The organism is Synechococcus sp. A15-44, from assembly GCF_014280115.1.
Taxonomy (GTDB): domain Bacteria; phylum Cyanobacteriota; class Cyanobacteriia; order PCC-6307; family Cyanobiaceae; genus Parasynechococcus.
This window is the reverse complement of the sequence record NZ_CP047938.1, coordinates 284328-296823: the sequence shown is the minus strand read 5'-3', so window position 1 is coordinate 296823 and position 12496 is coordinate 284328. Positions and strand designations below refer to the sequence as shown.

12 protein-coding genes are annotated in these 12496 nt (G+C 59.7%); 6 read left to right on the top strand and 6 right to left on the bottom strand.

Features of this window, described 5'->3' with window-relative positions; all coding sequences use genetic code 11:
• The first annotated feature begins 1 nt into the window (after position 1).
• Positions 2–874 carry a CPBP family intramembrane glutamic endopeptidase gene (locus SynA1544_RS01535; RefSeq protein WP_186514597.1) on the top strand — a complete coding sequence of 291 codons (873 nt, stop codon included), beginning with the start codon at positions 2–4 and terminating at the stop codon, positions 872–874.
• On the opposite strand, the gene SynA1544_RS01530 is transcribed toward SynA1544_RS01535, so the two are convergent.
• Positions 814–2403: a photosystem II high light acclimation radical SAM protein gene (locus SynA1544_RS01530; RefSeq protein ID WP_186514596.1), complete on the bottom strand. Its 1590-nt coding sequence runs from the start codon at positions 2401–2403 to the stop codon at positions 814–816. The genes SynA1544_RS01535 and SynA1544_RS01530 overlap by 61 nt on opposite strands.
• A 171-nt stretch (positions 2404–2574) precedes the next feature.
• On the opposite strand from SynA1544_RS01530, the gene psbA reads away from it, so the two are divergent.
• The 5 genes from psbA to aroC all read left to right on the top strand — a co-directional run bounded on the left by psbA (position 2575) and on the right by aroC (position 7155).
• Positions 2575–3654, top strand: a complete 1080-nt coding sequence (gene psbA, locus SynA1544_RS01525; RefSeq protein WP_006850357.1) for a photosystem II q(b) protein — start codon at positions 2575–2577, stop codon at positions 3652–3654.
• 143 nt (positions 3655–3797) lie between these two features.
• Entirely contained in the window at positions 3798–4763 is a 966-nt protein-coding gene (locus SynA1544_RS01520) for a hypothetical protein (protein WP_186514595.1), read from the top strand.
• 44 nt (positions 4764–4807) lie between these two features.
• Positions 4808–5566 carry an aspartyl/asparaginyl beta-hydroxylase domain-containing protein gene (locus SynA1544_RS01515; protein ID WP_186514594.1) on the top strand — a complete coding sequence of 253 codons (759 nt, stop codon included), beginning with the start codon at positions 4808–4810 and terminating at the stop codon, positions 5564–5566.
• The gene (locus tag SynA1544_RS01510) at positions 5563–6021 is read left to right on the top strand and encodes a cupin domain-containing protein (protein WP_186514593.1); all 459 of its coding nucleotides are present in this window, start codon (positions 5563–5565) and stop codon (positions 6019–6021) included. Before SynA1544_RS01515 ends, SynA1544_RS01510 begins: the two co-directional genes overlap by 4 nt.
• Positions 6022–6060: 39 nt before the next feature.
• Positions 6061–7155: a chorismate synthase gene (gene aroC, locus SynA1544_RS01505; protein WP_186514592.1), complete on the top strand. Its 1095-nt coding sequence runs from the start codon at positions 6061–6063 to the stop codon at positions 7153–7155.
• 19 nt (positions 7156–7174) lie between these two features.
• Here the strand turns inward: aroC and SynA1544_RS01500 are convergent, their stop codons facing one another.
• From SynA1544_RS01500 to SynA1544_RS01480, 5 genes are all read right to left on the bottom strand, one after another.
• Entirely contained in the window at positions 7175–7636 is a 462-nt protein-coding gene (locus SynA1544_RS01500; protein ID WP_186514591.1) for a hypothetical protein, read from the bottom strand.
• A gap of 62 nt (positions 7637–7698) precedes the next feature.
• Positions 7699–8325 (bottom strand): bifunctional 4-hydroxy-2-oxoglutarate aldolase/2-dehydro-3-deoxy-phosphogluconate aldolase, encoded by a 627-nt coding sequence (locus tag SynA1544_RS01495; protein WP_255477677.1) that lies wholly within the window; start codon positions 8323–8325, stop codon positions 7699–7701.
• A gap of 46 nt (positions 8326–8371) precedes the next feature.
• A complete protein-coding gene (gene ftsH / locus SynA1544_RS01490; protein ID WP_186514589.1) occupies positions 8372–10222 on the bottom strand; it encodes an ATP-dependent zinc metalloprotease FtsH in 1851 nt (616 codons plus the stop codon).
• Positions 10223–10266: 44 nt separating this feature from the next.
• Positions 10267–11439 (bottom strand): sulfate adenylyltransferase, encoded by a 1173-nt coding sequence (gene sat / locus SynA1544_RS01485; RefSeq protein ID WP_186514588.1) that lies wholly within the window; start codon positions 11437–11439, stop codon positions 10267–10269.
• A 108-nt stretch (positions 11440–11547) separates the two neighbouring features.
• The gene (locus SynA1544_RS01480) at positions 11548–12378 is read right to left on the bottom strand and encodes a photosystem II manganese-stabilizing polypeptide (RefSeq protein WP_186514587.1); all 831 of its coding nucleotides are present in this window, start codon (positions 12376–12378) and stop codon (positions 11548–11550) included.
• Positions 12379–12496 lie beyond the last annotated feature (118 nt).

The window sequence follows — 12496 nt, the reverse complement described above, 5'->3', positions numbered from 1 at the left end:
GATGCAGCAACCGCTGAACAGGTTCCTCCTGCTTCAGCCAGTCTGGCTGCCCACGGTTCTGTTCATCCCTCTGCTCTATGCACTGGGCTGGCTTGCCGCTGTTCCGCTGACGCTGCTTGGCCTTCCAACGGATCAGCTCTCACTCACCGGAACGGTGCTGAGTTTTGTGCTGTTCCTCGCGCTGATGCATCGATGGGTTGCGGTGCGTTGGTCGGCTGAGAAACCTTGGGCGGCCTTGGGCATCTGCAGAGCCAATCCACAGGAACAACCCACACCAGCAGCTGCTCTCCTCAAAGGTCTGCTCATTGCCGCAGGGCTGCTGACGGTGATCACTAGCGTCGTCCTGCTCGAAGGCTCGGGAGATTGGCGAGGCGAAGTGGATGCAACTCAGCTGACGAATGCTGTGTTGCTCTGCCTCGGCGTTGGCTTTGCAGAGGAAATAATTTTCCGCGGCTGGCTCTGGGCAGAGCTCAATCAAATGTTGGGCTCGCGTCTTGGAGCTTTTGCGCAAGCCAGCATCTTCAGCCTCGTTCACACGCGCTTCAACCTGGGACTGGGTGCCATGAGTGGCCTGCTGATCGGCCTGTTTCTACTGGGATTGGTGCTGGCCGGACAGCGTCAATCGGACAAGGGGTCACTTTGGGGCTGCATCGGCCTGCATGGCGGACTTGTCGCTGGATGGTTTTTGCTGCAGAGCGGCTTGCTTGAGCTGTCACCCAATGCCCCGTCGTGGTTGGTGGGCCCAGGAGGAAATGCCCCCAACCCACTGGGCGGAGCTGTCGGGCTGGTTAGCTTGCTGATCCTGCTGCTGATTCAGCGCACGGCCGTTGCCAGAGCAGCTCGACCTGCCACAGGGGCTCGCAACGCTTCCTGAAGCGAAGCTACGCCGTAATCCCGTTCGAGGAGCGACATCACCGTCCGACCGAAATCGGCAGGATTGCGATCAAATGCCTCAAGACACACTCGACCAAAGGTGCTCCCCATCGGCTCAGGGTTCCAGAGCAGCTTGCGCGCCGTCCAGGGCATCATGCTCATGGGGTTGTAACCCGGCTTGATCAAGCCCTGCTCGAACCCGTACTGCTCGAGGTGGGTGTGAGGCTGCAAACCGATGAAAAAGATCGCAGGCTCCACCAAATCAGCGCCAAAAATGTCCTCCAGCACTCGGTGATACGCCACGGTCTGGCGGATCGTCTCCGGCCGCTCATCGATCACGTTGAAGGAGTAATTCACCGACACGTGGTCGCAAAAGCCTGCATCCGCAAGCATGCGACAGCTCTCCAGAACGGTGCGCAGGTTATAGCCCATGCGCATCTTGCGGACGAGCTCCTGAGAACCCGAAGTAATGCCGATCTCGAAATAACTCATGCCCGTCTCCACCATGAGCTGAGCCAATTCGGGATCAAGGTTGTCGGCGCGGATGTAGGCAGCCCAACGAATGCCGGTCAGCCCTTCAGCTTTGATCGCCCGCAGCAGTTCCTTGGCGTCTTCGATGTAGCGCCGAGCAGGAATGAATTGGGCATCGGTGAACCAGAAACCACGCACGCCGCGGTCGTAAAGCTGGCGCATTTCCTTCACCACCTCATCCACAGGGTTAAGGCGCACCTGCTTGCCCTCCACCACCGTGTAGACGCAATAACAACAGTTGTGGGGGCAGCCGCGCTTGGTCTGAACTCCGACGTAGAAGTCGCCACCCTCCAGGTACCAATCCAGCTGGGGCCAGATCGAAGCGATGTAGTCGTAATTGCAGGCGGTTTTGGGCCGACTTTCCGGCTGCTCATGGATCAGGCCTGAACGTGGCTTTTCGCCCACCACGAAGCATCGTTCGCCTTCCAGAGAGTGACCCTGAATCAACTTCTCCAGCAGCGGCTCCCCCTCACCAATGGACACGACTGTTCCCTTGGGAAGAGACTTACCGAGTTGCTCGTAGAACACACTGACGGCTCCACCGCCAAGCACTGCTCTGGCCGCAGGCTGGTGGCGTCGCGCACGTTTCAAGCCCTGGCGCACCAGACGCTGGTTTCTGTGCAGCTCGCCGTAGTGGCTGCTCATCAACTGAAGCCCACCCAAGGCTCCATGCAGGCGCTTCAGAGGATTACGGGCGTAAAAGACCTCGAACGAATTCTGAAGAGGATTGCCCCCCCGACCATCGACCGGCGCATAGATCTGGATGTCTCTCCAGGAGAACACCAGCAGCGTCGGCTGGAACTGATCAACGGTGGCGTCCAGCACGCGATGGACATCCAGCACCGGCAGAGCCGCCAGATCCAGGATGCGTTGCGGCATCTCCGGGAAGCATTTGTGCAGATGGTCTGCGAGGTAGATCGGCCCGATCGGAAAGATCGGATTGCAGGGCAGCCGCACCAGCAACACTCGTTCTTGTTGTGGTGCCACGTCAGCTGCCATAGGGCTTTCGGGACGCTAACAAGCGCTGCCGCCAACGGAGCTGAGGGCCTCTTCACAACAACTTCATAAAGCCAGCGACACACAGCGCAAACTTCCTTTACACTCACGCTCAGGCAGGGCTCTCCTGCCCTTCCTTAAACCGTTCCTTCGGGAACATTTCTTTCCGTTCTCATGACCACCACCCTCCAGCAGCGCTCCGGCGCTTCCAGCTGGCAGGCCTTCTGTGAGTGGGTCACCTCCACCAACAACCGTCTCTATGTCGGTTGGTTCGGTGTGCTGATGATCCCCACCCTGCTGGCTGCCACCATCTGCTTCGTCATCGCCTTCGTCGCCGCTCCTCCGGTCGACATCGATGGCATCCGTGAGCCCGTCGCTGGCTCCCTGATCTACGGCAACAACATCATCTCCGGTGCTGTTGTTCCTTCCAGCAACGCCATCGGCTTGCACTTCTACCCCATCTGGGAAGCTGCTTCCCTCGATGAGTGGCTGTACAACGGCGGCCCCTTCCAGCTGGTTGTTTTCCACTTCCTCATCGGCATCTACGCCTACATGGGTCGTGAGTGGGAACTCTCCTACCGCCTGGGCATGCGCCCCTGGATCTGCGTTGCCTACAGCGCACCTGTCGCTGCAGCCTCCGCTGTCTTCCTGGTTTACCCCTTCGGTCAGGGTTCCTTCTCTGACGCAATGCCCTTGGGCATCTCTGGCACCTTCAACTACATGCTGGTGTTCCAGGCCGAGCACAACATCCTGATGCACCCCTTCCACATGCTGGGCGTCGCAGGTGTTTTCGGCGGCAGCCTGTTCTCCGCTATGCACGGCTCCCTGGTGACCTCCTCCTTGGTGCGTGAAACCACCGAGAGCGAGTCCCAGAACTACGGCTACAAGTTCGGCCAAGAGGAAGAGACCTACAACATCGTGGCTGCCCACGGTTACTTCGGTCGCCTGATCTTCCAATACGCCTCCTTCAACAACAGCCGTAGCCTTCACTTCTTCCTGGCTGCCTGGCCTGTTGTCGGCATCTGGTTCACCGCCCTGGGCGTGTCAACCATGGCCTTCAACCTGAACGGCTTCAACTTCAACCAGTCCATCCTCGATGGTCAGGGCCGCGTCCTGAACACCTGGGCTGATGTGCTGAACCGTGCCGGCCTCGGCATGGAAGTGATGCACGAGCGCAACGCTCACAACTTCCCCCTCGACCTGGCTGCTGCTGAGTCCACTCCTGTGGCTCTCCAGGCTCCTGCCATCGGTTGATCTGGAATCAACCTGTTCCTTTTGGAACAGCAAAAACGATTCAGATCAACTGAATCGGAAAGCCCCCTCCTCGGAGGGGGCTTTTTGTTGTGCATGCTGTTCCTATCGTTCCGATCTCTCCACCGAAAACCCCTCGATCTGGCATGGAGAACAACGCCAGACAACGCATCGCCCGGCAGGCTGAGACAGCCATCGCCAATCAACAGTGGAGTCGTCTGCGCTTCATCGGCAATCGTTTTGAACGGGCCGGCTGCCATCGGGATTGCTGGTTGGCTCTGACGCAGGCATCGGAAGCAACAACGCGTTACCAACTACCGATTTGGCCAGGGCCAGCCGTGAACTGCGGCGGCGTTCTTGTGCTGCCCACCACAAGGGATCTGGGAGACGAGTTGCGGATCCTCAGATTTTTCGGCGATCTCAAGGCACATGTCGATCAGGTCGTCGTCTTGAGCGATCCACGGCTCTATCCGCTGCTCAAAAGAAGCTTCCCTGGTGTGGTCTGCTGCAATCCATCGGAAACCCCAGGCAATGCCGAGCTCTCTCACATGACAGCCCAGGAGCGTTTGGCCTACTGGTTTGGATCCGATCCACAACAGCTGCAGAGCACCTTCCGCCCACTCACGGCACCGATCACCACAGGGCAGAGCCCCAAAGGAATCGGCATCAGCTGGTTTTCCAAATCCAGAAACAAAACCTTGCCAGCCGTCGAAGACTGGGCATCAGTGCTCAAGAGCATCCGCCAGCCACTGCAGTCACTCCAATATCTGGAAAAACAAGCACGCATCCGAACATTGCGGGAGTTGAGCGGTCAACGCATTCGCTCCTCACAACCGATCGACCAGATGCTCGATCTGGATGGGTTTGCCGGACAAGTCGCGGGAGTTCGTGGCGTACTCACCATCAGCAACACCACCGCACATCTGGCGGGGGCCTTAGGCGTTCCCTGCGTTGTCGTACTCGACAACGGCTCGATTACCAACTGGCCCGATCAGGGCGAAACAACCCCGCTCTATCCCTCAACACGACTGATCCGCCGCGGCAGCGATGACTGGGCCACAACCCTCCGTCGAGGCTGGCGCACACTGAGGTCCTTGATCCCACCCCAGTAGAAAATCAGCATGCAAAGCTCCTCGATCAAAAGAGCCAGATCAGCGTGAACAGCCCAAAGGCGAAGCGGAAACAACGCACCATCATTCAACGCGTGATCCGCTGGGGTCCATGGCATTACCGCTTCTGGCGTGAGATCGCACGCTGGTGCTACGAGCAATCGCTGCACAACCCTGCAGTCGTTCCAGCGGAAGTCGGCTTCCCAGCCCACCGGCAACTACTGGAGTCGTACCAGGAGATCCGCAGGGAAACGCTGGAAGTGGCCCTCTCGGGGCGCTTACCCGCCAACCACGAGATCATGCAGCAACAGCGCACGCTGTACGAATTTGACCGCAAGGTCTGGGGAATGCTGCCCTTGCGGGGATACGGCTACAACTACCCCGCCAATCAGACGCTGATCCCGTCGTTGCGGAGCTTTCTCAAGCATCACCCTGATGTTGTTTCAGCTGCCGTAAGCCTGTTTCCCCCCGGGAAGGTTCTACGGCCCCACAAAGGCCCCTTCAAAGGGGTGTGGAGGTATCACCTGCCGTTGTATGTGGAGGATTTTGGCGACGGCCGCAGTTCCTGCGAACTGATGGTTGATGGCCAGAGCTATCACCTGCAGGAAGGTGAAGGCTTTCTCTGGGACGACACCTTCATGCACTCCGCCATCAATCGCTCAAGCCAGCCAAGGGTGGTGTTGTTGTTCGACGTCTTTCGCAAAGACCAACCGTTTTGGCTGATCGGCATGAGCTGGATCTTTCTTTGGGTGGCTCAGATCTGGCAGCACGTGCAGAACATGCGCGGGCGTGCAGGACTGCAATGAACCAGATGCAAAGCCTGATCCAGCACCTCGGCTTGATGCCCCATCCAGAGGGAGGCTGGTACCGAGAGTTGCATCGCAGCCCAGACCAAATCCAACGACAGGACGGTGCCGAGCGATCTGCCTTGACGGCCATTCTGTTCTTGCTGCCCGCCGGTGCCGTCAGTTGCTGGCATCGGGTGATCGGTGGAGACGAAGTCTGGACCCACATTGATGGGGCGACACTGGAGCTCTTTCAGTGCCAGAGCGATGGCACAGGGCTGCAACGTGATGCTCTGCAGGCATCGAACCCCGTCCAGGTGGTTCCCGCCAACGCCTGGCAGGCGGCGCGGAGTCTGGGTGACTACTCCCTGGTGAGCTGTTGCGTCGGGCCAGGGTTTGACTTCTGTGATTTCGAGATGGCCCGGGAGCAACCCACGACAGAACGTCCGAAATTGCCCCATCCGGAGTTGATCTGAACCGATGGCTTCGTAGCCTCACCAGATCGATCAATGGCCATGGGCAGCAGCTTCGGCGACCTCTTCCGGATCAGCACCTTCGGTGAATCTCACGGAGGAGGGGTGGGTGTGATTGTTGAGGGCTGTCCACCACGGCTCAACCTCAGCATCGAGTCGATTCAGGCTGAACTGGACCGACGCAAACCAGGCCAAAGCCACATCACCACCCCCCGCAAGGAAGCGGACCAGGTGGAAATTCTCAGTGGCCTGCTGGATGGCGAAACCACGCTTGGCACCCCGATTGCCATGGTCGTGCGAAACAAGGACCAACGCCCCGGGGATTACAAGGACATGGCGGTCGCCTTTCGACCCTCCCATGCCGATGCCACTTACCAGGCGAAGTATGGAATCCAAGCCCGCAGCGGTGGAGGACGTGCCTCTGCGCGGGAAACCATCGGCCGCGTCGCTGCAGGTGCAATTGCCAAACAACTGCTGAAACAAGCAGCAGGGACTGAAATCCTCGCCTGGGTGAAGCGGATCCACACCATCGAAGCCTCCGGCATCGACCCACGGCAGGTTCAGCTGAGCGATGTGGAGGCCAACATCGTTCGGTGTCCCGAGCCAGCGATCGCCGAGCGAATGGTCGAACGCATCGAAGCCATTGGCCGCGAGGGTGATTCCTGCGGCGGGGTGATCGAATGCGTGGTGCGCCATCCCGCCATTGGGCTAGGCATGCCAGTGTTCGACAAACTCGAAGCCGACCTCGCCAAAGCAGTGATGTCGTTGCCGGCCACCAAGGGATTTGAAATTGGGTCCGGTTTCGATGGAACGCTGTTGAAAGGCAGCGAGCACAACGATGCCTTTGTGCCGAGCGACGATGGTCGGCTGAAGACCGCCACCAACAACTCCGGCGGCATCCAGGGGGGGATCAGCAATGGTGAGCCAATTGTGATCCGGGTGGCCTTCAAGCCAACGGCCACGATCCGCAAAGAGCAGCAAACCATCGATTCCGATGGCAAGGCCACCACACTCGCGGGGAAAGGACGGCACGACCCCTGCGTTCTGCCTCGGGCCGTGCCGATGGTGGAGGCGATGGTGGCACTCGTTCTGGCTGACCACCTGCTGAGACAGCAGGGGCAATGCAGCCTTTGGTGAGCACCACCCTCCAATCAGATCAAACGGAACCCACCGCTGTGCTGGCGTTGGAGCTCACCGCCGCTGAGGTCGCTTTCGTCTTTGCCGCGCTGCGGGTGCGGCGAGCGGGCTTTTTGCTGGCTTGAGCCTTGGCTGAGGCCGGTTTCTTGGCCGCCATCGTTTTCTTCACCGTCCGGTGTGCACGAGTTGTCGTTCCGCGGCTGCGATGACTCAACACCAGGGCCCACTCCTCATCACTGAGGGTGGATGGCTTGCTGCCATGGGCATAGGACAGCTTGGCTGCCTTCTCGATGTCCTTGATCAGATTCGTCCAAGACGTGGCAAAACGCTTGTCAGACTGCGATTTCGCTCCGCTCTCCACCAGGGTCTCCACGACCCCAGCAGCCGAAACCTTCTTGCGCCGGCGATTGAAAATCTCCTTCTGAAGCTGAGCGATCAGGGCATCGGCCTTGTCGCTGAGCTTGATCGTGAGCTGCGACATGACGCAGTTGGATAGCTATCTCATCTGTAGCATCTGGGACGCATGTCGCCCAGTGGTTGATATCAACGCTGGCTTGTCGATTGGTGCAACCAGTCGAGAAGTGCCTGGAAGGCAGGAGGCGATCCCACAACCCTGCGGCCCAGGGCCACGGCGCCATGCCCAGCCTCCAGCCATACGGGGAGATCACTCACCTCGAGGCCACCAGCGGCAATCACAAAGGGCAATGGCCCGAGGGGTGCCTGCAAGCGGCTCCAGTAGCCCGGCCCCAGATTGGCAGCGGGAAACAGCTTGACGACACGACAACCGAACCGCATGGCCTGATGAACCTCGGTGGGACTGAAAACCCCAGGCACCAGCAAGACTCCAAGCCCTCTGGCCTGCTCCACGCGCTCCGGGCACCAGCACGGTGCCATCGCATAGCTGAGATCCAGCCGCGATAGATCGTTGATCGCCTTGGGGACCGTCACCGAAGCCGCCCCCAGATTCAGTCCAGGGCAATGGTCCTGCACCCGTTGCATGAACCCCATCCAGCCTGGCTGGTCAAGCCATGCGACCTCGAGATGTCGAAGTCCTGCAGCATGAAGCTGCTGCACCTGCTCCAACAAACCAGAGCCCGAACCTGAAGCCACGAGGTCGTCGGGCTCTGGCCGAATCACCAACAAAAGAGGCTGGTGCTGCAGGGAAGCCACCAAGAGCTCCTGCCGGACCAGCCATCGGTTGGAGGACGAATCGAAATCAGACGTATTCGGCGACCCGGACGTCACGTTTGATCAGCAGCTCCTGAAGCTCTTCAGCATCAACAGTCTCCTGCTCAACGAGCATCTCGGCCAACTCATCCAGAACGGTTCGGTTGTCGACGAGCACCTTGGTGGCGCGCTTGTAGGCCACATCCACCAGCTCGGAAACCTCTTTGTCGATCATGGCAGCGGTTTCCTCAGAGAAGTCACGCTCTGCAGCGATGTCGCGGCCAAGGAACATGCCACCTTGCGCGCGCCCCAAGGCGACAGGACCCAGCTCGTCGCTCATGCCGAAGCGGGTGATCATCTGACGCGCCGTGGACGCAACCTGCTGGAGGTCGTTGGAGGCACCCGTGGTGACCTCATCTTCGCCGTAGACAATCTCTTCAGCCACCCGACCGCCAAGGGCAACGGCCATCTGGTTCTGGAGGTAGGCCCGGGAGTAGAGGCCGGATTCCATCCGTTCTTCACTGGGGGTGAAGAAGGTCAAACCACCGGCATTACCGCGGGGAATGATCGAGATCTTCTGAACCGGGTCATAGTCCGGCATCAGAGCACCCACGAGGGCATGACCAGCCTCGTGATAGGCCACCAGGCGAGCGCGACGCTCACTCATCACGCGGTCCTTCTTCTCAGGACCGGCCATCACGCGTTCGATGGCATCACTGATCTCGTCGTTGCTCACCTCGGTGAGCTCGCGACGAGCCGCAAGGATGGCTGCTTCGTTGAGAAGGTTGGCGAGATCGGCACCGGTGTAACCAGGCGTCCGACGTGCAACCTTGTCGAGATCGACGTCCTTGGCGAGGGTCTTGCCGCGGGCATGAACGCCGAGGATCTGTAGGCGTCCGGAATAGTCGGGACGATCAACGGTGACCTGACGATCGAAACGTCCGGGGCGCATCAGAGCGGCATCGAGCACATCCGGGCGGTTGGTGGCCGCCACGATGATGATGCCGGTGTTGCCCTCAAAACCATCCATCTCCGTGAGGAGCTGGTTCAGCGTTTGCTCACGCTCGTCGTTACCACCGCCGAGGCCTGCGCCCCGCTGACGACCAACGGCATCGATCTCATCGATGAAAACGATGCAGGGAGCGTTTTTCTTGGCTTGCTCGAAAAGGTCGCGAACGCGGCTGGCACCGACGCCAACGAACATCTCAACGAACTCAGAACCGGAGATCGAGAAGAAGGGAACACCTGCTTCACCAGCCACAGCCTTGGCGAGCAGGGTCTTACCGGTGCCAGGAGGCCCCACAAGCAGAACACCCTTGGGGATCTTGGCGCCGACAGCCGTGAAGCGATCGGGGTTCTTGAGGAAGTCGACCACCTCGGTCAGCTCAAGCTTCGCCCCTTCAATGCCGGCCACATCGGTGAAGGTCACCTGGGTGGAGGGCTCCATCTGAACTCGCGCCTTGCTCTTGCCGAACTGCATGGCTGGATTGCCACCACCACCGCCTTGGGCGCGCCGGAAGAGGAAGAACAGACCACCAAGCAGAAGCAGGGGGAAAATCAGACTTCCAGCAGCCTGCTGCCAGCCAGGGGTCTGACGGGAGGGCTGCACAGCGATATCAACGCTGTGTTCGGTCAGCAGGCCGAGCAACTCACGATCGGGGGCCAGGTTGACCTGGGCACGACGGCCATCGTTTTCAACCACCTGAGCGGTGCCTTGATCCGGAGAAATCAGCACACGACTGATTTGGTCATCCTTCACCGCCTCAACGAACTCGCTGTAGCGGATGGTGTTCACCTGGGGCTGGCTGCCACCGCCGCCACCAAAGAACGCTGGTGCAATCACAACGATCGCCAGAACCAGAAGGGCCCCGAGACCGATATTTCGCCAACGCTTGTTCACAGGTCGCCTCGTAGATGAAGGAATGTTAAACGGGTTCTCAGTCTTCAGGCGGCGCGGAGCACCTCAACCACGCTCTTGAAGGCGAACCACTCGGGAATCTCCTCACCACCGCGCAGCATCTTGCGGAACTGGGTGCCGCTGAGCTTCTTCACGTGCAGGCCACGGGCTTCGGCATGCTCCGCCGTCACATAGCCCTCTTCCTGGGTGTAAACGAGGTTCAGGGAGGGAACCGTTTCCATCGTGAGCTCGGGGGCACACTCCTTGGCGAAGTTCTGCGCGTCGTAAGGGCCGTAGAAGTCGTCACCGGTGAGAGACGACTTGCAGCCGGCCATATCGCGGCCAATGATGAAGTGGGTGCATCCGTAGTTGCGCCGAATGATCATGTGCTGCAGCGCTTCACGCGGACCGGCCATATGCATGGCGTAGGGCAGGTAGGCCCAGCGAATGCTGTCGTTGTTCACTTCGGCCGCCAGACGCTCATAGGTCTGGAAGCGAACAGCACCAGGGATGTCGTCCTGCTGAGTGGGACCGCAGGTGGGATGAACGAGCACCACAGCGTTGTCACTGACGTTCTGTGCATGGAGGGCACGGGTGAACAGTTCGTAGTGAGCGCGGTGAATGGGGTTACGGCACTGGAACGCCACCACGTCCTCGCCTTCGGGCAGGTCTGCACGCACCTCAGCCGGGGTCTTGCAAGGGAAGACCCGCTCGGGCAGAGCAAGGCCCTGGAGGCTTCCACCTAGGTAGAAGCGCTTGCGCTCCATCGTGATCATCCGAACCGCAGGGTGCTCGATGGAGGTGGTGCCGTAGCAGCCCTTGGCTTCAGCCACTTTGTTGGGTTCCCACTTGTCCTCCACCTCGAGGACGGCCAGCTCCTGGCCCTTGTAGGTGAGCAAAAGCTTGTCGCCCACCACCACGTCAACGCGGTCGGTGTCCATCACGATCGGCAGACCGAACAGCTGGCCCGCAGCCAGACGATGCCCACTGACCACGGCGTCGTAGTCCTCCTGGTGCATGAAGCCACGCAGGGGAGAGAAGCCACCCACACACAGCAGCTCCACATCACAGGCATTGCGATCGGAGCACTCGATCGTTTTGGTCGCCGTGGCTTTCACAGCGGCACGATCCGCCTCAGCCACCATGAGGTCCACCAGCGTTCCGCCGTAGGGAGCAATCACACCGGATCGTTGGGCGGGAGCGGAAGCACTGGCAGTCATGAGGCCTAGAGAAAGATCGGGAGATTCTCCCAGATCGCAGGAGGATTGCAATAGGCGAAAAAAAGGGGGGACCTAAGCCCCCCTTGCAACCTGTTGTGATGACCTCGATCAAGCCTCTTCAAGACGGCCGTAGAGATCGCCAGTGATCTTGATGTCGACCACTTCACGACCACCCATGTCGGAGTCGGAGGGCTGGATGGCGCTGAACACACCAGCGAATTCTCCGGTTTCAGGATCAACCTTGGTGATGGAGAGGCTCATGGTTCCCACACCATCGATGTAGCGCTTGTTGTTGTCCTTCTCGAGCTGCTCGTCATCACCACCAAGTGCCACAAGACCCTGGGCGTACTGAACGCCGGTGGTCAAAGCCCGACCCTTGGGGTCGATGAAGTTGCTGGTGCGGTAGCTGGGGGTGCGATAAGTGCCTTCAAAGTCGGTGCTGGTGGTCAGAGCCGAGCCCTCAGCAGTGGCATTGAGCGACTTGCTGGAGAACGTGAAGGGGAACTCTTCGCCACCGGGCACCAGAACGGTGATCGGCTGGAAGTCGATGCCACCTTTCTCCTGGAATTGCAGGCCGGATTCCGTCACCTTCAGATCGCCAAAAACGGAGTCGAGACTGGAGGTGTACCGGGTGAGGATCTTGCCCTCAACAAACTCAGCTTGCTGACGAATGTTCTTGGGCTCCTCCTTGGCATAGACCTGCACGGGGTGCATGCAGATCTCACGCAGCTCGTAGCTGCCACCGGCCGTCAGAGGAATCGAGCCCCGGGCTGAATCCCCGATCGTGGGGCAATCGTTGGCTTTGCCGGTGTTGTGGATGTCGTCGTAGGTGACGTTGGATCCACCACGCTGGACTGCATCACTGTCGCCACTGCAGGCCGTGGTGAAGAACGTGAGGCAGAGCGCCAGCACGACGGCCAGCAGAGGACGAATGCGCATGGAAGGAGCCGATCGGCTGAACGCTAATGGGGACGGAATGCCGTCAGATCTGGATCTTACAGGGCGAAAAATGACGTCAGGGCTAGCCTTTTGCAGCTCTCAACAACTTGTCGAAAGC

What these genes read in the sequence shown, in the direction of transcription:
- SynA1544_RS01530 (WP_186514596.1), bottom strand. Translation starts at nt 2,403, where the DNA reads ATGGCAGCTGACGTGGCACCACAACAAGAACGAGTGTTGCTGGTGCGG.
- SynA1544_RS01535 (WP_186514597.1), top strand. Translation starts at nt 2, where the DNA reads ATGCAGCAACCGCTGAACAGGTTCCTCCTGCTTCAGCCAGTCTGGCTG.
- SynA1544_RS01480 (WP_186514587.1), bottom strand. Translation starts at nt 12,378, where the DNA reads ATGCGCATTCGTCCTCTGCTGGCCGTCGTGCTGGCGCTCTGCCTCACG.
- SynA1544_RS01510 (WP_186514593.1), top strand. Translation starts at nt 5,563, where the DNA reads ATGAACCAGATGCAAAGCCTGATCCAGCACCTCGGCTTGATGCCCCAT.
- SynA1544_RS01500 (WP_186514591.1), bottom strand. Translation starts at nt 7,636, where the DNA reads ATGTCGCAGCTCACGATCAAGCTCAGCGACAAGGCCGATGCCCTGATC.
- sat (WP_186514588.1), bottom strand. Translation starts at nt 11,439, where the DNA reads ATGACTGCCAGTGCTTCCGCTCCCGCCCAACGATCCGGTGTGATTGCT.
- aroC (WP_186514592.1), top strand. Translation starts at nt 6,061, where the DNA reads ATGGGCAGCAGCTTCGGCGACCTCTTCCGGATCAGCACCTTCGGTGAA.
- SynA1544_RS01520 (WP_186514595.1), top strand. Translation starts at nt 3,798, where the DNA reads ATGGAGAACAACGCCAGACAACGCATCGCCCGGCAGGCTGAGACAGCC.
- psbA (WP_006850357.1), top strand. Translation starts at nt 2,575, where the DNA reads ATGACCACCACCCTCCAGCAGCGCTCCGGCGCTTCCAGCTGGCAGGCC.